Source organism: Sphaerotilus natans, assembly GCF_900156335.1.
In the GTDB taxonomy this organism is placed as follows: Bacteria; Pseudomonadota; Gammaproteobacteria; order Burkholderiales; family Burkholderiaceae_C; genus Sphaerotilus; species Sphaerotilus natans.
The window spans coordinates 35082-60970 of the sequence record NZ_FTMZ01000026.1 but is presented as its reverse complement, the minus strand read 5'-3'; the positions used below and the strand labels follow the sequence as shown (position 1 = coordinate 60970).

Here is a 25889-nt window from a genome sequence, read left to right as displayed (position 1 = left end):
AAGCTGTCCGCACCGGCCGTGCCGCGCAGCGCCTCGGTGACCATCTGGGTGGTGTTCCACACCGTGGTGCTGCCGGTGAAGCTCACCTGCTGGATGGGGTTCCGGTTATTGGCCGGCGTATCAAGGTACTTGAAGTCCTGGATCGTGATCGAGTCGCTGGTGCCCTTGATGGCCAGCACCAAGTTGTTGCCCACGAACGAGGCCTGGATGTCCGTCGGCAGCACGCCGGCCTTGAAGATCAGTTTTTCCGACCGGGTTGCGCGCGTGTCGGTGCTCTGGGCAATGATGTCCTTGCCCTCATCGCGGCCGAAGTAGTACGTGTCGTCGCCCGCGCCGCCCACCAGCGTGTCGTTGCCGCCCAAGCCGTCGAAAATGTCCGCGCCCGTCGTGCCGACCAGCGAATCGTTGCCCGCAGTGCCTGTCTTCGTTGCCATCATCCACCCCTTGCTTCCGGACGTCTCATGAAATCCGGGAAAATTGCCGATGCCGAAATTGACATCTCTGAAATTCTTGAGGTGGCTCCCGCCGAATACATCCGACATGTAAATAGATCACATTTTTCACTTCAAGATTCGTGAACAAGTTGGCATCTGATCCTGTTCCATGCGTGCGCTGAGACTGCTGGCCGGCCCGAGAGCCCGGGCGCATGTCGCGCGTCACGGCCTGCGCGCGGCCGACATCCGCGCCATTCCTGCCGCGGCGGGCGGTCCGAAAGGGCTGATCCTCAGTCCGCTGGACCGTTTCCTGTTCGGCCACTGGCTGAGCGGTCCGGGGCCGAGCGTGCATCTGGCCGGGGCGAGCATCGGTGCATGGCGGCTGGCCTGCGCCTGTCTGCCCGATGCGGATGCGGCGCTGGCGCGGCTGGCCGAGGACTACATCGGCGAGAGCTACGCGCCGCCGACCGGCGAGCGCCAGTCGGCGCGCAACATCAGTGCGCGCTTCGCGGCGCTGCTCGAGGCGCAGCTCCGCGGCCGCCAGGCCGAGCTGCTGGCGCATCCGCGACTGCGGCTGCATGTGCTGACCAGCCGCGGCCGCCATCTGCTGCGGCGCGAGCGCCCCGGGATCACGCATGCGGGCTATCTGGCGGCCTTCGGCTGCAATCTGCTGCACCGGCGCGCGCTCGGGCTGTGGCTGGAGCGGGTGGTGTTCTCGGATCCGCGCGAGGCGCTGCCGCTGACGCTGGCCGACCTGCCCACGCGCCGGGTGGCGCTGACGCCGACCAATCTGCAGCCGAGCATCATCGGTTCGGGCTCGATCCCGTTCTGGCTCGAGGCGGTGCACGACATCGAGGGCGCGCCGCGCGGCGCCTACTGGGACGGCGGCATCACCGACTACCACCTGCACTGGCCCTGGCAGCAGATCGCCGCGCAGCCGGACTCGGCCGGGCTGGTGCTCTATCCGCATTTCCAGTCGCAGCTGGTGCCGGGCTGGCTGGACAAGGCGCTGCGCTGGCGCCACCGGCCGACAGCGGCGCTGGACAATGTCATCGTGCTGGCACCGAACCCCGCCTGGATCGCGACGCTGCCCGGCGCGAAGCTGCCCGACCGGCAGGACTTCAAGGCCTGGGGCCCGGATGTCGCCGGCCGCATGCGTGCCTGGCGCACCGCGGTGGCCGAGAGCCAGCGCCTGGCCGACGAGTTCGCGCAATGGCTCGACGATGGCTGTGCGGCCGATCGGGTCGAGGCGCTGGAATCCGACTCTCCCTGACACGACAAACAACAAGACATGCCCTTTCACCGCCTGACCCCGGCGATGCGCGACCTGCTGCAGCGCATCCGCCGCGCCAACCGCACGCCGATGCATCTGATGGACGCCGCCGACGCGCGTCGTCACTACGACGCCTCGGCCGAGATCCTGGACCTGCCGCGCGCGCCGCTGGCGCGGGTCGAGAACCTGCATGTTCCCGTGGCGCCGGGCGTGGAGCGGCCGGCGCGGCTCTATGCCGCATCGACCGACAACGGCCTGCCGGCGCTGCTCTACCTGCACGGCGGCGGCTTCACGGTGGGCAGCCTGGAGACGCACGACAGCCTGTGCCGCCAGATCGCGCGGCACAGCGGCGCGGCGGTGGTGGCGCTGGACTACCGGCTCGCGCCCGAGCACCGCTTCCCGACCGCGGTCGAGGATGCCTGGGCGGCGCTGCAATGGCTGGCTGGGCCGGGGGCGAGCGCGCTGGGCCTGGACGGCTCGCGGCTGGCGGTCGGCGGCGACAGCGCCGGCGGCACGCTGGCGGCGGTGGCGGCGATCCTGGCGCGCGACGCCGGCCTGAAGCTCGCGCTGCAGGCGCTGATCACGCCGGGCACCACCGCCCACGCCGATACCGACTCGCACGCGGTCTACGCCGAGGGCTTTCTGCTGGAGAAGGCCGGCATCGACTGGTTCTTCGACCACTACATCGACCGCGCGCAGCGCAGCGACTGGCGCTTCGCGCCGCTGCTGGCCGACGATCTGGATGGCGTGGCCCCGGCCTGGATCGGCCTGGCCGAGTGCGATCCGCTGGTCGACGAGGGCGTGGCCTACGGCGACCGGCTGCGGCTGGCGGGCGTGCCGGTCGACCTGGAGATCTGGCGTGGCGTCACGCACGACTTCATCAAGATGGGCCGGGCGATTCCCGAGGCCAAGCAGGCGCAGCAGGCCCTGGGCGCGGCGCTGCGGGCCGCGCTGGCACCCGGCTGAGCACGCACCACGCCGATGAGCACATCGCCCCGATTCCTCCGGCTCGACGCGCTGCGCGGGCTGGCGATGGTCTGGATGACCGTCTTTCATTTCTGCTTCGACCTGAACCAGGCCGGCTGGCTGCAGCCGCGCCAGAGCTTCACCGACGATCCCTTCTGGACCGGGCAGCGGCTGGTGATCGTCAGCACCTTTGTGCTGTGCGTCGGGCTGTCGCAGGCGGTGGCGCGTCAGGCGCAGGTGCCGACGCGGCGCTTCCTGCGCCGCTGGCTGCAGATCGCCGGCTGCGCGGTGCTGGTCAGCCTGGGCTCGATGTGGATGTTCCCGAACAGCTGGATCAGCTTCGGCGTGCTGCATGCGGTGGCGGTGATGCTGCCGCTGCTGCGCTGGCTGCCGCTGGGCGCGGTCGGCTGGGCGCTGCTGGGCACGGTGGCGCTGCTGCTGCCGGCCTTTGTCGCGCATCCCGGGTTCGATGGTCGCTGGACAAACTGGATCGGACTGGTGACGCGGCTGCCGGTGACGCAGGACTATGTGCCGCTGCTGCCCTGGCTGGGCGTGGCGGCCTGGGGGCAGGCGATCGGGTTGGGGCTGCTGGCGCGCTGGCCTGCGCTGCTGCAGGGGCCGCTGCCGGCCGGGCGCCCGGCCGGTGCGCTGGCCTGGATGGGCCAGCACGCGCTGTCCTGGTACATGCTGCACCAGCCGGTCATGATCGGCGCGATCACGGCCGTGGGCTGGCTGCTGCGCTGAGCGCGGCCTCGGCGAGGGCACCGCCCGGCGCGAAGAAGCGGCCCGGCGCCATGCCGACGGTGCGGGTGACCATCGCGCTGAAGGCGCTCGGGCTGGCATAGCCCAGCTCGGCGGCGATCACGCCCATCGGCCGGCCTTCGGTGGCCAGCACCAGCGCGCGCGCCAGCAGCACCTGCTGGCGCCACTGCTGGAAGCTGGTGCCCAGCTCGTCGCGGAACAGCCGCGCCACCGTGCGCGCGCTGGCGCCCGAGCCGGCAGCCCAGTCCGCCAGCCGGGCATGGCGGGTCGGCTCCTCGATCAGCGCCTCGCACAGCGTGCGCAGCCGCTTGTCCTGCGGCAGCGCGATGCCCAGCGGCAGCGAGCGCGCACGCAGCAGCTCGTCGCCGATCAGCTCGGCCATCGCGCGGGCGCGTGCCGGCATCGCGGCCGGCAGCGCAGCCGGTCCCGCCTGGGCCGGATCATCCCGGGCGAGCTGGCGCACCAGCTCGGCCAGCAGCGGCGAGACCTCGACCACCCGGCAGCGCTGCCAGTGCGGCGCCGCATCCGGCGGCTGATGCAGATAGAGCGTGAGCATGTCGGCATCGCGCAGCACCGCCACCGCGTGCTCGACCTGCGGCGGAATCCAGACCGCGCGGGTCGGCGGCACGATGCAGGTCATCTGGCTGGTCAGGATGCGCGACACCCCGGTCAGCGAGAAGGACATCTGCGCCCAGCCATGGCGGTGCGGCTCGACCCGCGAGCTCGCGCGCAGCGGGCGCAGCTTGGCGCGCACCGGCCAGTGCGCACGCGGCGCGAAACGCTGCGGGTCGAGCGGGGGAATGGTCGGAAAGATCGGGCTCATCGGAAGATTCGGGGCCAGCACGCCGGCTGCGGTTTGGCGTGATCTCGACAGAAATTGGCTGGCTGGCGAAAGTATGCCGCGCACAGCCTCCGTACAGTGTGGCGATGAACTCGACGACCACGATTCCCACGCCAGCGGCCACCCGGCCCGACCCGGAGCGCGAGCGGCTGCGCCGCGACGCGACCACGATCGGCCTGATCGGCCTGGCCCACGGCACCTCGCATTTCCACCATCTGCTGCTGCCGCCGCTGTTCCCGGCCTTCATCCGCGACTTCGGGCTGAGCTATTCGGAGCTGGGCCTGCTGGTGACGGTCTTCTTCGTGATCTCCGGCGTGGGTCAGGCGCTGTCAGGCTTCCTGGTCGACCGGATTGGAGCGCGCCCGGTGCTGTTCGGTGCGCTGGTCAGCTTCCTGCTGGCTTCGCTGGCGGGCTCGCTGGCGCAAGGCTATGGCGGCCTGATGCTGGCCGCCGCGCTGGCCGGCCTGGGCAACGCGCCTTTTCATCCGGCCGACTTCACCATCCTGAACCGGCGGGTCTCGCCGCAGCGGCTTGGCCATGCCTTCTCGGTGCACGGCATCAGCGGCAATCTGGGCTGGGCGCTGGCGCCGGTCTTCCTGATCGGCCTGAGCGGCGCCTTCGACAGCTGGCGCGCGGCCTACCTGGGCTCGGCGCTGGTGGCCGTCGCCGTGCTGGCGGTGCTGTGGCTGCGGCGCGCCGATCTGGATGATCGCGCCAGCGCGGCGCCAACCCCGGCCGCGCCCCGTCCGGCCGGTGCGCCCGCCGACGAGCATCCGATGGCCTTCCTGAAGCTGCCCTCGGTCTGGCTGTGCTTCTCGTTCTTCTTCTGGACGACGGCGGCGCTGAGCGCGGTGCAGAGCTTCGCCAGCCCGGCGCTGAACCGGATGTACGGCCTGCCCGAATCGCTGACCGCCTTCGTGGTGACCGGCTACATGCTGTGCGGCGCGGTCGGCATGGTGATCGGCGGCTTCCTGGTGGCGCGCGTCGAGCGGCTCGAGCGCACCATCGCCGCGGCGATGGCGCTGGCCGGACTGCTGCTGATGCTGGCCGGCACCGGCTGGCTGCCCGGGCTGGCGGCGGCAGCCGCCGTCGCGCTGGCGGGCTTCGGCACCGGCCTGGCCGGGCCGTCGCGCGACATGCTGATCAAGCGCGCCGCGCCCCCGGGCGCCACCGGCCGTGTCTATGGCACCGTCTACTCGGGTCTGGACACAGGCTTCGCGCTGGCCGCACCGGTCTTCGGCCTGCTGCTCGACCACCATCTGGACGGCGCGATCTTCTTTGGCGCGGCCGCGGCGATGGTGCTGGGCATCGTGTCGGCTTCGGTTGTCGGTCGCGGCCTGGCGCGACGCTGAAGCGCCAGGATCCTGTCGCCAGAAAGAAAAGACCCGGCTTCTCTGGCGAGAGCCGGGTCAATGGAAAGGTACCCCGCAAGGTACCGAGGAGACAATCCGTGGACTCAGGCGGCCTTGGCAGCCTTGGTGATCGACTGGATGTTGGCTTCGGCGCTGCTGACGGCCTGCTTGGCGGCCTTCTGGGCGCTTTCGACGGCGGCGCTGGTGGCGCTCATTGCCTGCTTCATCATCGCGACGGCGTTCTCGCTGCCAGCCGGCGCGTTCTTCAGAGCGGCTTCGACGAAGCCCTGGAACTTCTCCTGGGCGCCAGCGGCCTGGGCTTCCAGCAGCTTGCTGATGTCAGCCTGGGTGCTGGAGGCGATTTCATAGACCTGACGGCCGTAGGCGGTGGCCTTCTCGGCAGCCGGCTGCAGCGCGCCCGATTGCAGGGCCAGCAGTTCCTGCGGATCCTTGACGGCCAGCAGGGCCTTGGCGTGGGCGGCCGACTCGTCGAGCGCGGCGCGGGTGACTTGCAGGTTCAGCTCGACCAGCTTCTCGATGCCACCGAAGGCCTTCTGGCCGATCTCGACAGCAGCGTCCAGGTTGGCCTTGCCAGCAGCGGTGAATTGTTCGGTGTTGAACATGATGAGCGTTTCCTTGGTCGTGATGGTGAAGCGAGCGGTGACCGGGCGGAATGCACGATCAGGTCGGAACTGGAGTCAGGTCGCCTCTGATCGAGATCCCAGATTTTTGCTGCAGTGCAGCATGGATCACAGTATAGGAGCCACCTCACCGAATTCAAGACCATATGCTGCATTGCAGCATGATTAGGTTGCAAACCCTAATTGAAATTTCATGCACCCGGTCCGGTTTCCGGACTCCGGTTCTGTCCCTGGCCGCGCAGTGCCGAGGTGAGCTCCAGCAGCCGCCCGACCCGCGAGCCCATGCGCATCAGCTGCGACAGCGTGCGTGGATCCAGATGCTGCACATCGTCGAACCAGGTGCTGAGCATGTCGATCAGCTCATGCATGCCGCGCATGCGTTCCTGGGCATGGCGGTCGGCCTCGCAGGTCGGCACTTCCAGCAGGGCGTTGCGCAGCATGGTCAGCGTGGGCTCGACCTCGCGACGGCGGCGCTCCTCGGCCAGGCGCCGGAAGATCTCCCAGGTGTCGGCCGGGGCCTCGAAGTAGTCGCGTCGGTCGCCGGGCTGATGGCGCATCTGCACCAGGCGCCAGGACTGCAGCTCCTTCAGGCTCATGCTGACATTGGAGCGACTGATCTGCAGCGCGTCGGTGATCTCGTCGGCGTTGAGCGGCCGCTGCGAGACATAGATCAGCGCGTAGATCTGGCCGACCGTGCGGTTGATGCCCCAGCGGCTGCCCATCTCGCCGAAGTGGGCGACGAAGCTGCGCACCAGCGGGCTCATCAGTTCGGAAGGCTCAGAGGGTGCGGAAGGGGCGGGCATGACACGAACTGCCTTTGAAGGAGGTGATGTTCGTCAATTGTGTACTTGAATTTCAGAAAATTCTGAATACCAAGAAGATAGAATGCGCCACCTAGGGTATTCCGCTAGTCTACGATGAACCTGATCGACGCTCTGGATCTGGCCCCCGCCTCGTCGGCGGTCGAGGGTGTGCTGCGCGAGACAAACTCGCCCGCGCATGAGCGCCATGCCCGTGGCACGCTGATCTTTCGGCCGGGCCGCTTTGTCACCCCGTTCCTGATCGTCGATGGCGCGATCCGGCTCGACCATCCCACGGCCGACGACAGCACCGTGCTGCTTGCGCTGCCTGGCGATCTGCTCGGTCTTGAGCAGCTGCATGGCCGGCCGCAGTCGACCTTCGGCCGTGCGATCGTCGACACCATCATCGCGCCGCTGGGGCCGATGCCGGACGCGGCCTGGCGCGAGCTGCTGGTCAACCGGCTGATCGTGCGCCAGGAGCATGCGGCCCAGCTGGGTCGGCTGCGCTTCGGCCCGGCGCCGGAGCGCATTCGTGCGCTGCTGCTGCTGCTGGCCGGACGGGCGACCTACGGCCCGCTGCGCTCGACCCAGCAGCCCCCCAGTGCCGAGGATGATCGCATGAGCTGCGAGCTGCCGCGCCTGTCCGACATGGCCGCGCTCACCGACATCGCGCCCGAGACCGTCTCCCGGGTGATCTCGAGCATGCGCCGCACGGGTCTGATCGCCCGCGAGGCCGGCCGACGCGTGCGCCTGAGCACGCAGCTGGTCTATGTGGCCGGCGAGATGCCGCGCGGCATGACCCGCAGCCGCACCCGCGACGAGGTCTGACAAGACCCGCGCCTGCAGAAACCGGCAGCCGGGAGCCGGGAAACGAGCAAAAAAAACCGGTGGAAGCGAACCTCCACCGGGGGAACAAGGTACCGGTCAGCCGACCTGAAAACAGGAAGCCGGGGTACCGAGGAGACAACCAGTCACATGCTCCCGGCTCAGGAGCATGCCCAGGACAGATGCGCCCGGTTGGAAAAAGTTCAAGACCCGACCGACGTGATCGATGCATCGGCCGCTTCGGACCGGTGGGCGGTCTTCAGCGGGGCCGGGGGCTGGACAATCGCGTCGACCTGGGCGCCGGTGCGGTCGACCGCCTGACGCGCGGCCTGCTGCACCCGCTCCATCGCCGCGTTGGCCGCGCTGACGGCGGTGCGGACCATCTCGGTCGAGCCGCCGGCCTCGGGCGCGTTCTTCACCGTGGTGTCGACCATGACCAGAATGGTCTGCTGCGCCGCGGCCAGCTGGGCGTGGACCAGGCGCTGCACTTCCTTCTGGGTGCCGAGCGCGATCTCGCAGAGCTCGCGGCTGTAGGCGCCAGCCGTCTCGGCCATCGCCGGCATGCGACCGGCTGCATTCGGGGCTAGGCTGTTGCCGATCGTGCCGCGCATGGTGCGCAGATTGAGCTCGACCAGCTTCTCGATGCCTTCGAAGCTCTTGCGGGTCAGCTCGACCAGGGCGTCGAGACCGGCCTTGTTGGCGGCGGCCAGCTGTTCGGGGGTCAACATGGCGAGGCACTCCGGCTGAGGATGTTCATGCAGGGCACGACGGGGCGGCGCCATGCTGCCATGCAGCAAATCGCCGGAATGCGGCGCACTGTAGGCCCGGAGTGGCCGGCTGGCAAGTCGGGCCACCGCTCTGGCTGACCTGCATCAGCCTTCATGGGGTGATCATTCGTGACAGAGCTGACAATTCCTGCATGCAAGCCTTCTATGCCGATCATTTCGTGCTGCCCCTGCCGACTGGGCACCGCTTCCCGATGGAGAAGTACCGCATGCTGCGCGACCGCATCGCCGCCGAGCTGCCGCAGGTGCGGCTGGCCGAGGCGCTGCCGGCCAGCCGCGGCGAGCTGGCCCTGGCGCATGCGCCGGCTTACATCGACGGCGTCTTCCACGGCACGCTGCCGGCAGCTGCGCAGCGCGAGATCGGATTTCCCTGGACGCCGATGATGGCCGAGCGCGCCCGGCGCTCGGTCGGCGCGACCATTCAGGCCGCCCGCGCGGCCTTCGCCGAGGGCGTCGCCGCCAACCTCGCCGGCGGCACGCACCACGCCAGCGCGGACGCCGGTGGCGGCTACTGCGTCTTCAACGACCTGGCGGTGAGCGCGCGGCTGATGCAGGCCGAGTGGCTGCGCACGCATCCGCGCCAGCCGCTGCGGGTGGCGATCGTCGATCTGGACGTGCACCAGGGCAACGGCACCGCGGCGATCTTCCGCGGCGATGCCAGCGTCTGGACGCTGTCGATGCACGGCGAGAAGAACTACCCCTTCCGCAAGGTGCCGTCCTGCCTCGATGTCGACCTGCCTGACGGCTGCACCGACGCACCCTATCTGGAGGCGCTCGACCGTGCGCTGGAGGCGATGTGGCTGGCGCATGGCGACACGCCGCCCGGCCTGGTGCTCTATCAGGCCGGCGCCGATCCGTTCGAGGGCGACCGCCTCGGGCGCCTGAAGATCAGCGCCGCCGGTCTGGCCGAGCGCGACCGCCGCGTCTTCCAGGCCTGCCGCGAGCGCGGCATTCCGGTGGTGCTGACGATGGGCGGCGGCTACGGCCATGTGATCGCCGAGACGGTCGAGGTGCAGATGGGCACCTTCCGCGCGGCGATCTCGGCCTGGCAGGCCGGGCCGGTCCGGCGGGATTGAGCGTGCCTCAAACGCATCAAGTGAAACCCCAGTTGCCGAGGATGCTGCAGCGCGGCAATGATCGGCGCCGAAATTTCTGAGTCTTGCTCAAAGAAAGGGGCGCCCTGATGCTCAACGACGACGAACGCCGCACCGCGGTCGACCAGGCCATCACCTCGCGCCGCTCGATCCGCGCCTTCCTGCCCGAGCCGGTGCCGCGCGAGACGATCGAGGCCATCCTGCAGGTGGCCGCCCGCGCCCCGTCGGGCACCAACACCCAGCCGTGGAAGGTGCATGTGCTGACCGGCGCGGCGCGCCAGCGCCTGTGCGACCGGCTGCTGGCTGCGCACGACGACCCCCAGGCCAGCGGGCCGCACACCGAGGAATACGCCTATTACCCCTCGCAGTGGGTCTCGCCCTACATCGACCGCCGCCGCAAGGTTGGCTGGGATCTCTACGGCCTGCTGGACATCGCCAAGACCGACAAGGCGCGCATGCACGCGCAGCACGGCCGCAACTACGCCTTCTTCGACGCACCGGTCGGTCTGATCTTCACCATCGACCGGGTGATGGCGCAGGGCTCGTGGCTGGACTACGGCATGTTCCTCGAGAACATCATGATCGCCGCGCGCGGACGCGGCCTCGACACCTGCGCGCAGGCCGCCTTCACGCCCTATCACCGCCTGATCGCCGAGGAACTCGGCCTGGACGCGGGCGAGATGGTGGTCTGCGGCATGGCGCTGGGCCGCGCCGATCCGGCCGCGATCGAGAACACCCTGGTGACCGAACGCGCGCCGGTGGCCGAATTCACGCGCTTCCACGACTGAACGTGGCCGCTGAGCCTCGGCGGCCACGTCAACAACACGTACGGGACGGAGCCGATCGGCACCAAGGGATCCAGCCGCTACCATCGCGCGCCATTGCCGATCGGAACCGGAATCCCTGCCATGCGTCTCCTGTCCTTCCTGCGCGGTGTGCTGCCGCGCGCACTGCTCCTGCTGGCCGCGCTGTCGCTGCCGACCCTCTCCCATGCGGCCGAGATCGACGGCGCCGCGCTCTCGGCCGCATGGGCGGTGCCCTTCGCCGGGCTGCTGCTGTCGATTGCGCTGTGTCCGCTGATCGTGCCCTCGGTCTGGCATCACCATTACGGCAAGATCGCCGCGGGCTGGGCGCTGGCCTTCCTGCTGCCGTTCGCGGCGGTCTTCGGCGCCGGCATGGCGGGCGTCACGCTGGTGCATGCGCTGGTGGCCGAGTACATCCCCTTCATCATCCTGCTGACCACGCTCTACACCGTGGCCGGCGGCATCCACATCCGGGGCAACTTCCATGGCAGCCCCGGCTTCAATGCGCTGCTGATGGTGATCGGCGCGGTGCTGGCGAGCTTCATGGGCACCACCGGCGCCTCGATGCTGATGATCCGCCCGCTGATCCGCGCCAACGACAACCGCCGTCATAACGCGCATGTCTTCGTCTTCTTCATCTTCATCGTCAGCAATGCCGGCGGCTCGCTGACGCCGCTGGGCGATCCGCCGCTCTTCCTGGGCTTCCTGAAGGGCGTGGACTTCTTCTGGACCGCGCAGCACATCTTCCCGGAAACGCTGTTCCTGGTCGGCGCGCTGCTGGCGATCTTCCTGGCCATCGACACGGTGATCTACCGCCGCGAAGGGGTGACCCGCGCCGATCCGACGCCGGATGATCCGCGCTTCGGCCTGGAGGGCGGCATCAACCTGGCGCTGCTGGGCGGAGTGGTCGCGCTGGTGCTGATGAGCGGCCTGTGGAAGCCGGGTACCGGACTGGAGGTGGCGGGCGCCCGGCTGGGCCTGGAGCAGATCGTTCGCGACCTCGGTCTGGTGGTTCTGACGGTGCTGTCGCTGAAGCTCACCACCCAGGCGGTGCGCGAGGCCAACCAGTTCAACTGGGCGCCGATGGAGGAGGTCGCCAAGCTCTTTGCCGGCATCTTCCTGACGATCGCGCCGGTGCTGGCGATGCTCAAGGCCGGCGAGCAAGGCGCGTTCGCGGCCGTCGTGCGCGCGGTCACCGGGCCGGACGGCCAGCCGCTGCCGCTGATGTACTTCTGGGCCTCGGGCCTGCTGTCGTCCTTCTTGGACAACGCGCCGACCTATCTGGTGTTCTTCAACCTGGCCGGCGGCGACCCGCAGGTGATGATGACCACGCTGGCGCCGGTGCTGGCGGCGATCTCGGCCGGCTCGGTCTTCATGGGCGCCAACAGCTACATCGGCAACGCGCCCAATCTGATGGTCAAGGCGATCGCGGAAGATCGCGGCGTGAAGATGCCCAGCTTCTTCGGCTACATGCTCTGGAGTGTGGGCATTCTGGTGCCTCTGTTCGTGCTGATGTCCTTCATCTGGTTCCGCTGAGCTGGCGGGCCGCCACCTCACCGCCACTTCATCGCCACACCATGAGCCAACGCCCCGCGATCCTGATCTCCCGTCGCATCTTTCCCGAGGTCGTCGCGCGTCTGCGCGCGCATTTCGAGGTGCAGACGAACGAGGCCGACGCCGTCTGGAGCCGCGACGAGCTGATCGCGCGGCTGCAGGGCAAGGCGGGCGTCTTCGTCACCACCGCCGAGCCGATCGACGCCGCGCTGCTGGCCGCCTGCCCGGATCTGCGCGCGGTCTGCTCGATGGCGGTGGGCTACAACAACATCGATGTCGCCGCCTGCCAGGCGCACGGCGTGATGGTGACCCACGCGCCCGACGTGCTGACCGAGACCACCGCCGACTTCGGCTTCGCGCTGCTGCTGGCGGCCGCGCGCCGCGTCGGCGAGGCCGAGCGGCTCTTGCGACGCGGCGAATGGACAAAATGGTCGGTCGACTTCATGGCCGGCGCCGACGTGCATGGCGCGACGCTGGGCATCCTCGGCATGGGCCGCATCGGCCAGGCGATCGCCCGCCGCGGCGCGCTGGGCTTCGGCATGAAGGTGATCTATCACAACCGATCGCGTCTGCCCGAGGCCACCGAGGCCGCGCTGGGCGGCGCCGAGCGGGTCGAGCTGGACGCGCTGCTCCAGCGCAGCGACCACCTGATGATCGTCGTGCCCTACAGCGCGGCGACCCACCATGTGATCGGCGCGGCCGAGCTTGCGCGCATGAAGCGCGGCGCGGTGCTGGTCAACATCGCGCGCGGCGGCGTGGTGGACGACGCGGCGCTGGCGATGGCGCTGCGCTCGGGCCACGTCGGCGCGGCGGGGCTGGATGTGTTCGAGGGCGAGCCTGCGGTGCATCCGGCGCTGCTGGACCTGCCCAACACCGTGCTCACGCCGCACATCGCCAGCGCCAGCGAGCCCACCCGTCGCGCGATGGCCGATCTGGCCGCCGACAACCTGATCGGCCTGCTGGCGACCGGGCAGGGCGCCAAGACGCCGGTGCCTGAAATGCGCGGCTGAAGCGCGGCGGCGCTCAGGCCCTGCTGCGGCTCGAGCGGTTCTTGCGCGTCTTGCCACTCGCCGTCGCCGTCGCAGCCTGTCGCGCCAGAAGGCCATCGAGCTGCCGCACCGCGGTGGCCGCACCGACCGCGGTCGGCAGCAGTTCGACCGGCACGGCGGCTGGCGCCAGGACCGGAGCCGAGGACAGGTCGCTGGTGGCCGGCGTGCCCAGCGCCAGCGCCAGCATCGGCAGACCCAGCGCCAAGGCGGGCAGCCGGTTCAGGCGACGGTGCAGACGGTGGCGGGTGCGCTGCTGCGGTGGCGCGGCCAGACGGAGCGGCTCTGGCGAGACCGGCGCCAGCCGCAGCCCTTGCAGCACGGCCGAGCGGCGCAGCACCTGGGGAGGACGCCGCTCCTGCGGCACCCGCCACAGGCCGAGGCGACCGAGCCAGCGCCCCGGCGCCGCGTGGCTGGTGGCCACCACCAGCGGCACCGCCAGCATCAGCGGCACCGTCAGCAGCGCCAGCCGCAGCGCCATCGCCGGCTCGATCAGCACCAGCGCGGCGGTCAGCGCGGTGGCGCCCAGGGTCCACGGGCCCAGGCGCTGCCAGGCTTCGTGCCAGCCGATGGGGTGGCTGCGGCGCAGCGGCGACTTCCACTCCAGCTTCCAGCCCGCCAGCGCCACCAGCACGAACAGCGAGTGCGCCACCATGCGCACCGGCGCCTGCAAGGTGGCCAGCAGCGCCTCGAGCAGCGCGCCGCCCAGCAGCGCGCGCCGACCGCCAAAGGCGGCCGTCTCGCCGCGCTGCCAGACCGCCAGCACGCCCAGCAGGCGCGGCAGCAGCAGCATGACGCCCGTCATCAGCCACAGGCCGAGCATCGCGGGTTCCTCGCCGGGGCCGGGCAGCGGCTGCGCGTTGCCACCGATCAGGCCGAGCCCTACATAGGCCAGCCACAGCGGCGCGCTCAGGTAGGACATCGCGCCGGTGGCGAAGAGCGCGCGGTGCACCGGGCGCAGGCCTGGCTCGGCGATCAGGCGGGCGTTCTGCAGATTGCCCTGGCACCAGCGGCGGTCGCGCTGCAATTCGTCGAGCAGATCGCCGGGGAGCTGCTCGTAGCTGCCGTCGAGCTCGGGCACCAGCCAGACCTCGAAGCCGGCGCGGCGCATCAGCGCGGCCTCGACGAAGTCGTGTGACAGGATCTCGCCCGAGAGGCCGCCGCGCCCGGGCAGGCGGGCCAGCGCGCAGTGCTTCATGAAGGGCTCGACGCGCAGGATGGCGTTGTGGCCCCAGTAGTGCGAGTCGCCGAGCTGCCAGAACTGCAGGCCGTGCACATAGAGCCGGCCAAGCACCCGGCTGGCGTATTGCTGCGCACGGGCATGCAGGCTCTGCTGGCCGCAGCCCACCGGCGCGGTCTGGGCGATGCCGACCTGCGGGTTCGCCTCCATCAGGTCGACCAGCTGCGTCAGGCAGCGGCCGGTCATGACGCTGTCGGCGTCGAGCACCACCATGTAGCGGAAGGCGCGGCCCCAACGGCGGCAGAAGTCGGCGACGTTGCCCGCCTTGCGGCCGCTGCGGCGCCGGCGCCAGCGGTAGTGCACCGGCGGCAGGCCGTGCTCGCGCGCCAGCGCGGCCAGGCGCTGCCAGGCCTGCTGCTCGTCGGCCAGCAGTCTCGCGTCACGGGTGTCCGACAGCACGAAGAACTCGAAGCCTGCGCCGCGGCCGGTCCGCGCCAGCGACTCGGCGGTGGCGCGCAGGCCGGCGAAGACGGCCTCCACGTCCTCGTTGCAGATCGGCATGATGATGGCGGTGCGAGCGGCCGGGTCCGGCACGCCGTCGGTGCGGACCGACAGCGCCTGTGCATCGCCCGCCAGCAGCCGACGCCAGCCCATCAGCGCGGTCACGAAGCCGGCCGAGACCCAGGCGAACAGCAGCGCCAGCAGCGCCGAGCGCGCCAGCTCGGCCAGACCCATCTCGGCAGGCGAGCGCTGCGACCACTGCAGGCCCAGCGCCAGCAGCGTGACCGCCAGCATGGCCAGGCCGAGCGCACCGCGCCGGCGCCGCGCCGCGGCCTGCCAGGCCGGCGGCGGGCCAGTGTCGCGCGCCGCGCTGGCCAGAGCCTTGCGTCCGCGGCGCCAGCCCTGCCACGGCTGCGGCGTCATGTGGCCGCGCACCAGCGCCGGCATGGGCGACGGCATGGTGGATGTCCTGAAGTTCCTGAAGTGCTTGTTCATCGTTTCTGTTCTCCCTCCGGTGGCAGCGCCAGGCTCCAGGTCTCGGTCAGCACGTCGCGGCCCTGCATCAGGTAGCCGCGCAGCTCGACCGGGCGATCCGCCTGCAGCCGCTCGACCCGCAGCGTCATGCGCCAGCCCGGCGTCTGTCCGCCGGCCTGTGCACCTGCCTGCGGGTGGGGCTGGACCCGGACCTCCCGGATGCGCGCGTTGGCCACGGCCTCGACCTGCGGGCGCACCGGCTCGGCGCCGGCACCGGTGCGCACCGCGTCCAGCGCCGGGCCGGCGAAGTCGACATGGAACTGCAGCTCGTCGCCCTCGGCCCGGTCGTAACCGTGGCCGCGGCGGGTCTGCACCGTCCAGCCGCCCGGGCGCACCGGCGGCTGATCGCCGAACCAGTGCAGCGTGTAGGCCAGGTCGATCGGCTGCAGCGGCGCGCCAGGTGCCGGCAGCGTCTCGGGCACCCAGTAGGCGGCGATGTTGTCGTGCGTCTCGTCAGGCGTCTGGAACTGCAGCAGCTCGACGCGGCCCGGTCCCCAGTCGCCGCGGGGCTCGACCCAGGCGCTCGGGCGGCGCTCGTAGTGCGCCTCCAGGTCCTCGTAGCTGGCGAACTGGCGGTCGCGCTGCAGCAGGCCGAAGCCGCGCAGCGCCTGCGGCCCGTCGAGCCGGAAGGAGGTGACGAAGGCGCCGGCGCGCGGGTTGTTCAGCGGCCGCCAGATCCACTCGCCGCGGCCGGTCAGGATCTGCAGGCCGTCGGAGTCATGCACCTCGGGGCGGAAGTCGCCGGGGCGCGGCTGGTTCTCGCCGGACAGGAACATGCTGGTCAGCGGCGCCAGCCCCAGCGTGGCGACCCGGCCGCGCAGGAAGAGCCGCGCCTGCACCTCCACCCGGGTCGTGCCTTCGGGCCGGCGGCCCGGCGTGATGTCGAAGCGGTAGGCGCCGGTCACCCGCGGCCCGACCAGGCGAGCGTAGAGCGTCATGCGCGTCGCGTCGGGTGCCGGCTTCTCGAGCCAGAAGCGGTCGAAGCGCGGAAATTCCTCGCCCTGGCCGCCGGTGGTGTCGACCGACAGGCCGCGCGCCGACAGGCCGTACTGCTGGCCGGCGCCGAGCGCGCGGAAATAGCTCGCGCCGAGGAAGACGATCAGCTCGTCGCGATAGTCCGGGCGGTTCAGCGCGGTATGCAGCCGAAAGCCGGCGACCTCGGCCGCCGCGCCCGGGCGGGCCAGCGCCGGCAGCTTCGCGGCGTTTCGGCCGTAGTCGAAGGCCGCGGCCGGCACCTGCAGCGGCTGCACCCGGCCCTGCGCGTCGATCTCCTCGATCTGCAGCGGCTGCGAGAAGCCCCGTCCGGCATGGAAGAACATCAGCTCGAAGGGCCGGTCCTGCCACAGCGCCCGATCCGGGCGGAAGCGGATGTCGCGGTAGTCGTCGTAGCTCAGGTCGAGCAGCGCGCGGTGGCGGCTGGGCGGCGCGTCGCGCCAGGGCTGCAGCGCCAGCGCGCGGGCCTCGGCCGCAACCTCGTCGAAGCCGAAGGCCTGGGCGGTGCCGGCCGCGCCCAAGGCCTGGGCGATGACGAACAGGCCGCTCAGGAAGGGCCGGGCCGGCGCCGCTCGGCGATACTCCGGGGTGTTTGGCGAATCTTTCAGAGCCAGCCTCCGTGCATGTCGGTTTCATGGCAGTCTGGAGACCAAAAATTAAGGTTTTCCCGGATCGCCGGCGATCGCCATTCATGCTCAGCATCGGCTTAAGCGCGAACAAATCTGATACAAATGGAAGGCCCGCGATGACCTTGCGACGACACCACCGCTTTACCCACCGCCTGCGCGTGCGCTGGGCCGAGGTCGATGCCCAGCGCATCGTCTTCAACGGCCACTACCTGATGTATTTCGACACCGCGATGGGCGAGTACTGGCGCGCGATGGGTCTGCCCTACGAATCGGCGATGGCGCGGCTCGGTGGCGATCTCTATGTACGCAAGACCACGCTCGACTACCACGCCAGCGCACGCTACGACGAGCTGCTCGACATCCATGTGCGCTGCGAGCACATCGGCAACACCTCGATGCGCATGCACTGCGAGGCCTACCGGGCCGACACGCTGCTGGTCAGCGGCGAGCTGGTCTATGTCTTCGCCGATCCGCAGACCCAGCAGAGCCGGCCGATCCCGATCAGCCTGCGCGATCTGGTGCTCGACTTCGAGGCCGGCGCCGAAATGCTCGACATCCAGGTCGGCCCCTGGCCGCAGCTCGGGCTGTCAGCCCGCGAGGTCCGCGAGGAAGTCTTCGTGCGCGAGCAGGGCATTCCGAAGGATCTGGAGCTCGACGAGGCCGACCAGACCGCCGTGCACGCGCTGGTCATCAACCACCTGGGCATGCCGCTGGCCACCGGCCGGCTGACCCGGCTGGAGCCGGGCGTCTCGCGCATGGGGCGCATGGCGGTGGTGGCGTCGATGCGGGGCAGCTCGGTCGGCAGCCGGGTGGTGCGCGCGCTGCTGCAGGCCGCGCACGATCAGGGCGACCACACCGTGCTACTGCATGCCCAGGCGTCGGCGGTGCCGTTCTACCGCCGCTTCGGCTTCGCCGAGACCGGGCCGCATCACGAGGAGGCGGGCATCGTGCATGTGACGATGGTGCGCCGCCTGGACGATCTCAGCGCCGGGAAGGGTTGACAGGCGCTCTCGGGCGGGCCGGCTTGAGCAGACCGCGCACCCGGGGCATGACCACCCGGGCGGCCGGTGCGGCGGCGGCCTCGGCGCTGTCGCGCTCGTCGAGCGCCTCGTCGCGCACCGGCGAATCGAGGCTGCCGCGATGCGCGCGCATGCGCGTCTCGACCAGCACCGGTTCGGTCTGGTAGCGCGGCGGCCAGTCCTTCAGCGTGGCCCGGCGCATCAGCGCCAGGCCGGGGCCGGCCGGATGGCTGCGCTCGTAGACCTGGGTCAGCAGATGGCGGCCGACCCGCTCGGTGATCAGCACCGTCGAGCAGCGGGTGCCGTAGCGGCCGTCGGCGGTGCGCACGAAGATCGAGGACAGCTCGCGCTCGAGTGCCAGCGGCACGCCGGTCGAGGGCAGCTGCGCATCGGGCGCGATCTGGCGATCGGCCAGGAGCGTCAGCAGCTGCTGGGCCAGCAGGTCGGCGGCCGGCGCGGTCGGGGCGCTGTCGGCCGCCTCGGCGGTGGCGGTGGCCATCGCGGCATCGACCTGGGCACGCAGCCGCGAGACCTTGGGCCACGGTTCGTCGAGTCCGCCATTGGACAGGCCGAACAGGCCGCGCTCCAGACGCACCGGCGAGCGGGCATGGTTGCTCATCCACCAGCAGTCGCCACGCGCGAAGTCGGCGGCGATCAGGTTGAAGCCGTTGTGGCCGCGCAGCGCGCTGCGCACCCAGAAGCGGTCGGGCGGGCTGTCGGTCGTCAGCCATTCCGGCACCAGGCGGCCGCGCGAGGGCGCCGTGTCCTCATGGCGCGACGGGTCGCGCACATTGGTCAGCAGCGCCAGCCGGCCGGCCGAGCTCAGGCCCAGCCAGGTGCCGCCCGAGGACTGGTCGCGCCCCGACAGCACCTCGGTCTCGCTGGCCGGCGGCATCCACCAGCCCATGCGCGTCGCCGGCCGGTCGAAGAACTCGTCGCGGTTCGAGACAAGCACCAGCGGAAAGCGTCGGCTGTGGTCAATCGCAAGAACGGCGATGCACATCGGGGTGGGTGGAGTGGGGCAGTTCGGTGAAGGCTTCGACATGCCGCGGACCGACCCGCGAGGCGGGCCACGACGACAGCAGATCTTCAATATCCCTCACCATCGCCGCTGGGAGGCCGTCCGGATGGTGGTGGATCTCCATGATGGTGAGCATTCCATCACGGGATTCCGGCCTTCTCAACCACCGGCTGCGCAGGCCCGGACAGCGGGCCGTCAGCCGAGGTACCAGCGCGTCCAGCTCGGCGGCAAAGGCCTGGGCATCGCTCTCGGCGATGCGGTAGTAGATGTAGAGCTCCACGCGGGCGTCAAGCCGATGTCGCCGCCGCGCTCTCGTGCGGCAGCGCGTAGGGCAGCGGCAGCAGCGCCAGCGGCGGGCCGTCGGCCGCGCCCAGGTGCAGCGTGCCCGACTGCGTGACCGCGATCTTCATCTCGGCCAGCGCCGCATGGCCGCTGCCGGACAGCTCCGGCGCCGCCGCGGCGATCACGCCGGCGGGCTGGCCGGCATCCTCGCTCCAGAAGATCTCCTGGCCGGGCTGCATCGGCACCGCGGCACCGAGCAGGAAGCCGCGCCGCTTGAGCTTGCCCAGGTACTGGCTGCGCGCCACCACTTCCTGGCCGGGATAGCAGCCCTTGCGGAAGTCGACGCCGCCGACCAGCTCGTAGTTCAGCATCTGCGGCACGAACTGGCCGGAGGTCGCGGCCGTCACCTGTGCCACGCCGGTGGCCAGCTCCAGGCGCGCCCACTGCGCGGGCTGCAGTGCCGGCAGTGCGGCCAGCAGCGCCTCGGCCTGCGCGACCGGGCCGATCCACAGCCAGGCCGGCACTTCGGCCCCGTCCAGCCGGGCTGGCTGCAGCCGGATGACCATCGCGCCGTCGCGATCGGCCTTGTCCCAGGGCGTGGCCGGTGCGCCTTCGCCCAGCCAGGCTGCGGCGCTGGTGCCCGCCAGGCCGACCACTGCCAGCTCGGCGCTGGCGTCCGACAGCCTAGCCTTGGCGCGCAGCACGAACATCGACAGACGCTTGAGCGTGGGCGCCAGCACATCGGCGCTCAGGCTCAGCCACAGCTCCTCGGGGCCGCTGCGGGCAAAGACCAGGCTGGCGAGCATGCGGCCCTGCGGGCTGCAGTAGGCGCCCAGACGCGCCTGGGCGCTGCCGAGCCGGCTGACATCGTTGCTGAGCTGGCCGTGCAGGAAGCTGGCGGCATCGGCGCCGACGGCGCGAATGACGCCACGGTCGCTCAGGCGGCAGGCACCGCCGGACGGCAGGGGAGAGTTCGGGGTCGAGGTGTCCATGCGCGTCATTATGATGAGCGGCTATGCATCGTGCTGTCACTCTGTCATGAAACGGTTTCGTCGCTGGGTGATCGGCGGGGCCACGCTCGCCATCGCCCTGGTTCTGGCGCTGGCCGCCGCCGCCAGCTGGGTGCTGTCGCCAATGCCCCAGGCGTCGCCGCCGGGCCAGTCGGGCGGTGCGGTCGAGCTGGATGTGCAGCCCGGGCGCTCGCCGCGCCAGATCGCCGCCGACGCGGTCGAGGCCGGCCTGCAGGTCTCGCCCTGGCTGCTGTACCAGTGGTTCCGCTGGTCGGGCGATGCCCGGCTGATCCGCGCCGGCAGCTACGAGATCGAGCCCGGCACCAGCCCGCGCGAGCTGCTGCGCAAGCTGGTCGACGGCGACCAGACGCTGGCGCGGGTGCGGCTGATCGAGGGCTGGACGCTGCGCCAGCTGCGCGCCGAGCTGGCACGCGCGCCGGCGCTGCGGCCCGACAGCAGCGCGATGAGCGACGAGCAGCTGATGCGCGCGATCGGCGCTGCGGCCGGCACCGCCGCCGAGGGCCGCTTCTTTCCCGACACCTACGCCTATGCGCCGGGCAGCAGCGATCTGGCGGTGCTGCGCCGCGCGCATGCGGCGATGGAGCGCCGGCTGCAGGCCGTCTGGGCCCAGCGCCCGGCCGACTCGCCGCTGCGCGATCCGGCCGAGCTGCTGACGCTGGCCTCGATCATCGAGAAGGAGACCGGCCGCCACGAGGACCGGCCGCTGGTCGCGTCCGTCTTCATCAACCGGCTGAGAATCGGCATGCCGCTGCAGACCGATCCGACGGTGATCTACAGTCTGGGGCCGTCCTTCGACGGCAATCTGCGCAAGCGCGACCTGCAGGCCGACACCCCGTTCAACACCTACACCCGCAAGGGGCTGCCACCGACGCCGATCGCGATGCCGGGCCAGCAGTCGCTGGAGGCGGCGATCTGGCCCGCAGCCAGCCGCGCGCTCTACTTCGTCGCGCGTGGCGACGGCAGCAGCCAGTTCAGCGAGACGCTGGCCGACCATAATCGCGCCGTCGACCGCTACCAGCGCGGCGCGACCGCCCGCTGAGCCCCGCGCCGAGCCTGGCCGCCTCTCTCTTCTTCCGTCGTTTCCAGTCGACTTCACCGCTCCGACTTCACCGCTTCATGTCCCAGTCCTGTGCCGCTCCTGATCCTGCCTTGCTGGCCGGACGCTTCATCACCATCGAGGGCATCGACGGTGCCGGCAAGTCCACCCAGGTCGAGCGGGTGGCCGCGCGCTGGCGTGCGGCCGGCCTGGAGGTGGTGCGCACCCGCGAGCCCGGCGGCACGCCGCTGGCCGAATCGCTGCGCGAGCTGGTGCTGCACCGCACGATGGACACGCTGACCGAGACGCTGCTGGTCTTCGCCGCGCGGCGCGATCATCTGCGCGAGGTGGTGGAGCCGGCGCTGGCGCGCGGCGCGGTGGTGCTGTGCGACCGCTTCACCGATGCGACCTTCGCCTACCAGGGCGGTGGGCGCGGCTTCGACCTGACGGTGCTGGCGCAGCTCGAGCACTGGGTCCAGCAGGGCCGCCAGCCGGATCTGACCTTCTGGTTCGATCTGGCGCCCGAGATTGCCGCGCGCCGCCGCGCCGCCGCCCGCGCGCCCGACCGCTTCGAGAGCGAGGACATCGCCTTCTTCACCGCGGTGCGCCAGGGCTATGCGCTGCGCTTCGGCGCTGCGCCTCGGCGTGTCGCCCGCATCGACGCGGAATGCACGCCCGAGGCGGTCGCCGCGCAGATCGACGCCGCGCTGGAGGCGCGCGGGTGGTGAGTGCGGCGCTGCATCCCTGGCTGGACGCACCGCTGCGCGAGGCCCTGGCGCGCCAGCAGGCCCATGCGCTGCTGGTGCAGGGCGCGCAGGACCGCGGGCCGCTGGACTTCTCGATCGCGCTGGCCCGGGCCTGGCTGTGCGAGACCCCGGCGAGCCAGCGGCCGGGCGGCCTGGCCTGCGGCCGTTGCGGCGGCTGCCATCTGGTGGACGAGCGCTCGCACCCGGACCTGCGCCTGCTGGTGCCGGAGTCGCTGCGGGCCGCCGCCGGCCTGCCCGCCGACGAGGCCGGCGAGAGCGGCAGCGCCAAGACCCGCAAGCCCAGCCGCGAGATCAAGGTCGACGCGGTGCGCGCGGCGCTCGAGTTCATCGGTCTGACCCCGTCGCGGGCGGGCCTGAAGGTGCTGCTCATCCATCCGGCCGAGGAGCTCAATCTGGTCGCGGCCAATGCGCTGCTGAAGACGCTGGAAGAGCCACCCGGCCCGATGCGCTTCGTGCTGGGCTGCGGCGCGCCCCAGGCGCTGCTGCCGACCCTGCGCAGCCGCTGCCAGAGCGTGGTGCTGCCGCGCCCGGACCGCGAGGCCGCGCTGGCCTGGCTGCAGGCGCAAGGGCTGCAGGATGCGGCCATCGTGCTCGATGCCTGTGGCGGCGAGCCGCTGCGTGCGCTCGAGCAGGCCCGCGAGGGCCGCGATGCCGAGGCCTGGCGGCGCTTCCCCTCGCAGGTGCTGCAGGGCGACGGCGCCGGCCTGGCCGGCTGGCCGCTGCCGGTGCTGGTCGAGGCGCTGCAGCGCCTGTGCGAGGACCGGCTGCGTCAGGCGCTCGGCTTGCCGGCGCGCGCCTTCCCGCAGCTCGAGCCGCCGAAGGGGCCGGTGGCGACCGAGCGCATGATCGCCGCTCTGACCGAGACCGCCGCCTGGCTGCGCACCCGCGCGGCTCAGGCCGATCACCCGTGGAGCGCGCCGCTGGCGATCGAGGCGCTGCTGCAGCGCACCCGCAGCGCGCTGGACGCACGGTCGCGGCCGCTCTGAGCTTCAGGCGGCCCGCCGTTGCGCCGAACGATGCATTACCCTTCTGTGCACTCCCCCGATCAAGCATCCCCATGAGCAGCGAATTCAATTCCCGGTCCGGCTCGATGCCGCTTCAGCCCGCCGCTGGCGCCACTTCGCCACCCGCACCGCGGCCCAGCGTCATCCAGCTGGCCTTCAAGGAAAAGGGCGCGCTCTACGCAGCCTACATCCCGCTGTTTGCCGAGGGCGGCCTCTTCGTGCCGACCCAGCGCGACTACCGGCTGGGCGACGATGTCTACCTGCTGCTGACGCTGCCCGAGGATCCCCAGCGCTATCCGGTGGCCGGCAAGGTCGCCTGGGTCACGCCGCCGAATGCCTCGGGCGGGCGCGTCCAGGGCGTGGGCGTGCGCTTTCCGGTCGACGAGAAGACCCGGGTGCTGCGGGTGCGCATCGAGGAAATTCTCGGCACCGCGATCCACTCGCCCAAGCCGACGCAGACCATCTGACCCCTGATCCGACTTCGCTTCCATTCCTGCCCCCATGTTCATCGATACCCACTGCCACCTGACTTTTCCCGAGCTGCGCGAGCGCTGGGACGACATCCGCGCGGCGATGCGCGCGGCGCAGGTGGAGCGCGCGATCGTCATCTGCACGACGATCGAGGAGTTCGACACCGTGCACGCGCTGGCCGCGCAGCATGACTTTCTCTGGTGCACCGTCGGCGTCCATCCGGACAACGAGGACGTGCACGAGCCCGACGTGGCCGAGCTGGTGCGCCTGGGCCGGCGCGACCGGGTGGTGGCGGTGGGCGAGTGCGGCCTGGACTACTACCGCCTGGGCGAGCGCACGCTGGCCGACATGGAATGGCAGCGCGAGCGTCTGCGCATCCATGTGCGCGCCGCGCGCGAGCTCGGCCGCCCGCTGGTCATCCACACCCGCAGCGCCGCCGAGGACACGCTGCGCATCCTGCGCGAGGAGAACGCGGCCGAGGTCGGCGGCGTCTTCCACTGCTTCACCGAGACGGCCGAGGTCGCCCGCGCCGCGCTGGACCTGAACTTCTCGATCTCCTTCTCGGGCATCCTGACCTTCAAGAATGCGGCCTACCTGCGCGACATCGCCGCGCTGGTGCCGCTGGAGCGCTGCCTGATCGAGACCGACAGCCCCTACCTGGCGCCAGCGCCGCACCGCGGCAAGCTCAACACCCCGGCGCTGGTGCCCTTCGTGGCCCGGCAGCTCGCCGAGATCAAGGGGCTGGATCTGGAGACGGTCGCGCGCGCGACCTGGGACAACGCCTCGCGGATGTTCGCGCTGCCGGGCTGAGACACACTTCTTCAGGAAGTTACCCGCCCGTACACCCGTGCCGCGGCAGGCGTGAATATTGACGCTTGAGGTGTCACCCCCTCCGGGACAGAGTCGCCGTCGTTTCCATGACACGGCCCCAGGCCCGACGACCCAAGGAGGACCACACCCATGCTGACCGATGCCCACCTGAAGGCGATCATGCCGCAGATGCCGGCCGAGCGACGCAGCCGCTTCCTGCCGGCGATCAACCGCACGCTGCAGATCTACAGCATTCACACCCCGCGCCGCGCGGCGGCCTTCCTGGGCCAGCTGGCGCATGAATCAGGCCAGTTCCGCCACATGGAGGAGATCTGGGGGCCGACGGCCCAGCAGAAGCGCTATGAGCCGGTCACCGATCTGTCGGTGCGGCTGGGCAATCTGCGCCCGGGCGACGGCCATCTCTACCGCGGCCGCGGCCCGATCCAGATCACCGGTCGGGCCAACTACAAGCGCTACGGCCAGTTGCTGGGCCTGGACCTGATCGCGCAGCCCGATCGCGCCGCCACCCCCGAGGTCGGCCTGTCGGTGGCGGGCCTGTACTGGCACAGCCAGGGCCTGAACGCGCTGGCCGAGCTGCTCGACGACCGCGAGATCACCCGGCGCATCAACGGTGGCTTCAACGGGCTGGCCGAGCGCATCGCCTTCAGCGAGCGTGCCCGTCTGGTGCTCAAGGATTTCCGCATGGCGACGCTGCCGCGCGCGATGGCGCGCTCGGCGGCAGCGTGCGAGGCCCGGCCAGACCGCGATGCCTACGCGGTGCCGCTGCGCATTCCTCGCCGGCCGCTGCCGCGCGGCCATCTGGCGGATCTGGCAGGTCTGGCGGAGACGAAGGGGGCGCCGGCCGCTACCGGCTCAGCAGCCGATTGACCAGCTCCGGGGTGGTGGCCGCCTCGTACTTGCGCATCAGCCGGGCGCGGTAGACATCGACGGTGCGCGGGCTGATGCCCAGATGCCGGCCGATCAGCTTGCTGGTCAGGCCCTCGACCAGCAGCGCGGCGATCTCGCGCTCGCGCGGGGTCAGGTCGGACTGGATGCGGCGCTTCTGCGACAGGTCCTCGAAGGTCCAGATGCCGGCGGCATGCGGATCCTCCGGGTCGAGCGCGCGGCCGCTGACATGGCACCAGAACAGCTCCTGCTGGCCGGGCGCGGCATGCAGGCGCTTCATCACCCGGTCGTCGGCATAGCGGCCCTCGGCATCGAGGCTGGCGACGATGCGCTGGCCGGTGCGCTCGAACTCGGCGCTGCTCGGGTAGAGCACCTCGAAGCTCTGATGGATCAGCTCGTCGCGGCGCGCGCCGAACATGTCCAGCACCAGGCGGTTGCAGTCCACCATCAGCCGGTGGCGCGACAGCACCAGACCGACGGGGGCGAGATCGAAGGCAATCCGGTAATCCAGCTCAACCATTACTCAATT

27 protein-coding genes are annotated in these 25889 nt (G+C 70.8%); 16 read left to right on the top strand and 11 right to left on the bottom strand.

Annotation, left to right across the window (positions count from 1 at the left end; all coding sequences use genetic code 11):
- Window positions 1-542: calcium-binding protein (locus tag BW996_RS18545; protein WP_310732932.1), on the bottom strand; the 542-nt coding region annotated here is incomplete at its 3' end.
- A 61-nt stretch (window positions 543-603) separates the two neighbouring features.
- Here BW996_RS18545 and BW996_RS18540 point away from each other — a divergent pair.
- The 3 genes from BW996_RS18540 to BW996_RS18530 are packed head-to-tail and all read left to right on the top strand — an operon-like array spanning window position 604 to window position 3417.
- Entirely contained in the window at window positions 604-1707 is a 1104-nt protein-coding gene (locus BW996_RS18540; RefSeq protein ID WP_037478515.1) for a patatin-like phospholipase family protein, read from the top strand.
- Window positions 1708-1725: 18 nt separating this feature from the next.
- A complete protein-coding gene (locus BW996_RS18535) occupies window positions 1726-2673 on the top strand; it encodes an alpha/beta hydrolase (RefSeq protein WP_037478518.1) in 948 nt (315 codons plus the stop codon).
- Between the two features lie 15 nt (window positions 2674-2688).
- Entirely contained in the window at window positions 2689-3417 is a 729-nt protein-coding gene (locus BW996_RS18530) for an acetyltransferase domain-containing protein (protein ID WP_037478526.1), read from the top strand.
- On the opposite strand, the gene BW996_RS18525 is transcribed toward BW996_RS18530, so the two are convergent.
- Window positions 3389-4258 carry an AraC family transcriptional regulator gene (locus BW996_RS18525; protein ID WP_051631577.1) on the bottom strand — a complete coding sequence of 290 codons (870 nt, stop codon included), beginning with the start codon at window positions 4256-4258 and terminating at the stop codon, window positions 3389-3391. The two genes, BW996_RS18530 and BW996_RS18525, sit on opposite strands and share 29 nt — an antisense overlap.
- 104 nt (window positions 4259-4362) lie before the next feature.
- Between BW996_RS18525 and BW996_RS18520 the strand changes: the two genes are divergently transcribed.
- Complete coding sequence (locus BW996_RS18520; RefSeq protein ID WP_076459046.1) at window positions 4363-5628, top strand: MFS transporter; 1266 nt, start codon at window positions 4363-4365, stop codon at window positions 5626-5628.
- A gap of 104 nt (window positions 5629-5732) precedes the next feature.
- Here BW996_RS18520 and phaP read toward each other — a convergent pair whose 3' ends face one another.
- Window positions 5733-6251, bottom strand: coding sequence for a TIGR01841 family phasin (phaP, locus tag BW996_RS18515; RefSeq protein ID WP_037478531.1), 519 nt, complete (start codon window positions 6249-6251; stop codon window positions 5733-5735).
- Window positions 6252-6460: 209 nt separating this feature from the next.
- Window positions 6461-7033, bottom strand: coding sequence for a GbsR/MarR family transcriptional regulator (locus BW996_RS18510; protein WP_037478534.1), 573 nt, complete (start codon window positions 7031-7033; stop codon window positions 6461-6463).
- A 153-nt stretch (window positions 7034-7186) separates the two neighbouring features.
- On the opposite strand from BW996_RS18510, the gene BW996_RS18505 reads away from it, so the two are divergent.
- Entirely contained in the window at window positions 7187-7897 is a 711-nt protein-coding gene (locus BW996_RS18505) for a Crp/Fnr family transcriptional regulator (protein WP_037478535.1), read from the top strand.
- Window positions 7898-8097: 200 nt separating this feature from the next.
- Here BW996_RS18505 and BW996_RS18500 read toward each other — a convergent pair whose 3' ends face one another.
- On the bottom strand, window positions 8098-8622 hold the full coding sequence (locus BW996_RS18500; RefSeq protein ID WP_037478537.1) for a phasin family protein: 525 nt from the start codon (window positions 8620-8622) through the stop codon (window positions 8098-8100).
- Window positions 8623-8813: 191 nt separating this feature from the next.
- Between BW996_RS18500 and BW996_RS18495 the strand changes: the two genes are divergently transcribed.
- From BW996_RS18495 to BW996_RS18480, 4 genes are all read left to right on the top strand, one after another.
- Window positions 8814-9755, top strand: coding sequence for a histone deacetylase family protein (locus BW996_RS18495; RefSeq protein WP_037478538.1), 942 nt, complete (start codon window positions 8814-8816; stop codon window positions 9753-9755).
- A 107-nt stretch (window positions 9756-9862) separates the two neighbouring features.
- Window positions 9863-10561 (top strand): nitroreductase, encoded by a 699-nt coding sequence (locus tag BW996_RS18490; protein WP_037478540.1) that lies wholly within the window; start codon window positions 9863-9865, stop codon window positions 10559-10561.
- 120 nt (window positions 10562-10681) lie between these two features.
- The gene (locus tag BW996_RS18485; RefSeq protein ID WP_051631578.1) at window positions 10682-12112 is read left to right on the top strand and encodes a sodium:proton antiporter; all 1431 of its coding nucleotides are present in this window, start codon (window positions 10682-10684) and stop codon (window positions 12110-12112) included.
- Window positions 12113-12153: 41 nt separating this feature from the next.
- The gene (locus BW996_RS18480) at window positions 12154-13140 is read left to right on the top strand and encodes a 2-hydroxyacid dehydrogenase (RefSeq protein WP_076459045.1); all 987 of its coding nucleotides are present in this window, start codon (window positions 12154-12156) and stop codon (window positions 13138-13140) included.
- 13 nt (window positions 13141-13153) lie between these two features.
- Here the strand turns inward: BW996_RS18480 and mdoH are convergent, their stop codons facing one another.
- The gene (mdoH, locus tag BW996_RS18475; protein WP_206539491.1) at window positions 13154-15316 is read right to left on the bottom strand and encodes a glucans biosynthesis glucosyltransferase MdoH; all 2163 of its coding nucleotides are present in this window, start codon (window positions 15314-15316) and stop codon (window positions 13154-13156) included.
- A gap of 32 nt (window positions 15317-15348) precedes the next feature.
- Window positions 15349-16905 carry a glucan biosynthesis protein G gene (locus tag BW996_RS18470; protein ID WP_241461831.1) on the bottom strand — a complete coding sequence of 519 codons (1557 nt, stop codon included), beginning with the start codon at window positions 16903-16905 and terminating at the stop codon, window positions 15349-15351.
- Between the two features lie 224 nt (window positions 16906-17129).
- Here BW996_RS18470 and BW996_RS18465 point away from each other — a divergent pair, with 224 nt between their 5' ends.
- Window positions 17130-18014, top strand: a complete 885-nt coding sequence (locus BW996_RS18465; RefSeq protein ID WP_037478545.1) for a YbgC/FadM family acyl-CoA thioesterase — start codon at window positions 17130-17132, stop codon at window positions 18012-18014.
- On the opposite strand, the gene BW996_RS18460 is transcribed toward BW996_RS18465, so the two are convergent.
- The 3 genes from BW996_RS18460 to ygfZ are packed head-to-tail and all read right to left on the bottom strand — an operon-like array spanning window position 17995 to window position 20327.
- The gene (locus tag BW996_RS18460; protein ID WP_241461832.1) at window positions 17995-18987 is read right to left on the bottom strand and encodes an NRDE family protein; all 993 of its coding nucleotides are present in this window, start codon (window positions 18985-18987) and stop codon (window positions 17995-17997) included. The genes BW996_RS18465 and BW996_RS18460 overlap by 20 nt on opposite strands.
- Before the next feature lie 22 nt (window positions 18988-19009).
- Window positions 19010-19333: a DUF4936 family protein gene (locus BW996_RS18455; protein ID WP_051631581.1), complete on the bottom strand. Its 324-nt coding sequence runs from the start codon at window positions 19331-19333 to the stop codon at window positions 19010-19012.
- Window positions 19334-19340: 7 nt separating this feature from the next.
- Entirely contained in the window at window positions 19341-20327 is a 987-nt protein-coding gene (ygfZ, locus tag BW996_RS18450; protein ID WP_051631589.1) for a CAF17-like 4Fe-4S cluster assembly/insertion protein YgfZ, read from the bottom strand.
- Window positions 20328-20373: 46 nt separating this feature from the next.
- Here ygfZ and mltG point away from each other — a divergent pair, with 46 nt between their 5' ends.
- The 6 genes from mltG (at window position 20374) to BW996_RS18420 (ending at window position 25342) form a co-directional block, all read left to right on the top strand.
- Window positions 20374-21405, top strand: a complete 1032-nt coding sequence (gene mltG, locus BW996_RS18445) for an endolytic transglycosylase MltG (protein ID WP_037478549.1) — start codon at window positions 20374-20376, stop codon at window positions 21403-21405.
- Window positions 21406-21515: 110 nt separating this feature from the next.
- Window positions 21516-22130, top strand: coding sequence for a dTMP kinase (gene tmk / locus BW996_RS18440; protein ID WP_037478550.1), 615 nt, complete (start codon window positions 21516-21518; stop codon window positions 22128-22130).
- Entirely contained in the window at window positions 22127-23155 is a 1029-nt protein-coding gene (locus tag BW996_RS18435; RefSeq protein ID WP_037478605.1) for a DNA polymerase III delta subunit-related protein, read from the top strand. The genes tmk and BW996_RS18435 overlap by 4 nt, the downstream gene beginning before the upstream one ends.
- A gap of 71 nt (window positions 23156-23226) precedes the next feature.
- Window positions 23227-23640 carry a PilZ domain-containing protein gene (locus tag BW996_RS18430; RefSeq protein ID WP_375136227.1) on the top strand — a complete coding sequence of 138 codons (414 nt, stop codon included), beginning with the start codon at window positions 23227-23229 and terminating at the stop codon, window positions 23638-23640.
- Between the two features lie 34 nt (window positions 23641-23674).
- Window positions 23675-24454 (top strand): TatD family hydrolase, encoded by a 780-nt coding sequence (locus tag BW996_RS18425; RefSeq protein ID WP_037478552.1) that lies wholly within the window; start codon window positions 23675-23677, stop codon window positions 24452-24454.
- A 150-nt stretch (window positions 24455-24604) separates the two neighbouring features.
- Window positions 24605-25342: a glycoside hydrolase family 19 protein gene (locus BW996_RS18420; protein WP_076459044.1), complete on the top strand. Its 738-nt coding sequence runs from the start codon at window positions 24605-24607 to the stop codon at window positions 25340-25342.
- Here BW996_RS18420 and BW996_RS18415 read toward each other — a convergent pair.
- Window positions 25320-25880 carry a LuxR C-terminal-related transcriptional regulator gene (locus BW996_RS18415; protein ID WP_037478554.1) on the bottom strand — a complete coding sequence of 187 codons (561 nt, stop codon included), beginning with the start codon at window positions 25878-25880 and terminating at the stop codon, window positions 25320-25322. The genes BW996_RS18420 and BW996_RS18415 overlap by 23 nt on opposite strands.
- Window positions 25881-25889 lie beyond the last annotated feature (9 nt).

What these genes read in the sequence shown, in the direction of transcription:
- BW996_RS18465 (WP_037478545.1), top strand. Translation starts at nt 17,130, where the DNA reads ATGACCTTGCGACGACACCACCGCTTTACCCACCGCCTGCGCGTGCGC.
- BW996_RS18540 (WP_037478515.1), top strand. Translation starts at nt 604, where the DNA reads ATGCGTGCGCTGAGACTGCTGGCCGGCCCGAGAGCCCGGGCGCATGTC.
- BW996_RS18425 (WP_037478552.1), top strand. Translation starts at nt 23,675, where the DNA reads ATGTTCATCGATACCCACTGCCACCTGACTTTTCCCGAGCTGCGCGAG.
- mltG (WP_037478549.1), top strand. Translation starts at nt 20,374, where the DNA reads ATGAAACGGTTTCGTCGCTGGGTGATCGGCGGGGCCACGCTCGCCATC.
- BW996_RS18500 (WP_037478537.1), bottom strand. Translation starts at nt 8,622, where the DNA reads ATGTTGACCCCCGAACAGCTGGCCGCCGCCAACAAGGCCGGTCTCGAC.
- BW996_RS18525 (WP_051631577.1), bottom strand. Translation starts at nt 4,258, where the DNA reads ATGAGCCCGATCTTTCCGACCATTCCCCCGCTCGACCCGCAGCGTTTC.
- BW996_RS18530 (WP_037478526.1), top strand. Translation starts at nt 2,689, where the DNA reads ATGAGCACATCGCCCCGATTCCTCCGGCTCGACGCGCTGCGCGGGCTG.
- BW996_RS18520 (WP_076459046.1), top strand. Translation starts at nt 4,363, where the DNA reads ATGAACTCGACGACCACGATTCCCACGCCAGCGGCCACCCGGCCCGAC.
- ygfZ (WP_051631589.1), bottom strand. Translation starts at nt 20,327, where the DNA reads ATGGACACCTCGACCCCGAACTCTCCCCTGCCGTCCGGCGGTGCCTGC.
- BW996_RS18430 (WP_375136227.1), top strand. Translation starts at nt 23,227, where the DNA reads ATGAGCAGCGAATTCAATTCCCGGTCCGGCTCGATGCCGCTTCAGCCC.
- BW996_RS18535 (WP_037478518.1), top strand. Translation starts at nt 1,726, where the DNA reads ATGCCCTTTCACCGCCTGACCCCGGCGATGCGCGACCTGCTGCAGCGC.
- BW996_RS18415 (WP_037478554.1), bottom strand. Translation starts at nt 25,880, where the DNA reads ATGGTTGAGCTGGATTACCGGATTGCCTTCGATCTCGCCCCCGTCGGT.
- BW996_RS18485 (WP_051631578.1), top strand. Translation starts at nt 10,682, where the DNA reads ATGCGTCTCCTGTCCTTCCTGCGCGGTGTGCTGCCGCGCGCACTGCTC.
- BW996_RS18490 (WP_037478540.1), top strand. Translation starts at nt 9,863, where the DNA reads ATGCTCAACGACGACGAACGCCGCACCGCGGTCGACCAGGCCATCACC.
- mdoH (WP_206539491.1), bottom strand. Translation starts at nt 15,316, where the DNA reads ATGCCGTCGCCCATGCCGGCGCTGGTGCGCGGCCACATGACGCCGCAG.
- BW996_RS18495 (WP_037478538.1), top strand. Translation starts at nt 8,814, where the DNA reads ATGCAAGCCTTCTATGCCGATCATTTCGTGCTGCCCCTGCCGACTGGG.
- BW996_RS18510 (WP_037478534.1), bottom strand. Translation starts at nt 7,033, where the DNA reads ATGAGCCCGCTGGTGCGCAGCTTCGTCGCCCACTTCGGCGAGATGGGC.
- phaP (WP_037478531.1), bottom strand. Translation starts at nt 6,251, where the DNA reads ATGTTCAACACCGAACAATTCACCGCTGCTGGCAAGGCCAACCTGGAC.
- BW996_RS18480 (WP_076459045.1), top strand. Translation starts at nt 12,154, where the DNA reads ATGAGCCAACGCCCCGCGATCCTGATCTCCCGTCGCATCTTTCCCGAG.
- BW996_RS18505 (WP_037478535.1), top strand. Translation starts at nt 7,187, where the DNA reads ATGAACCTGATCGACGCTCTGGATCTGGCCCCCGCCTCGTCGGCGGTC.
- BW996_RS18420 (WP_076459044.1), top strand. Translation starts at nt 24,605, where the DNA reads ATGCTGACCGATGCCCACCTGAAGGCGATCATGCCGCAGATGCCGGCC.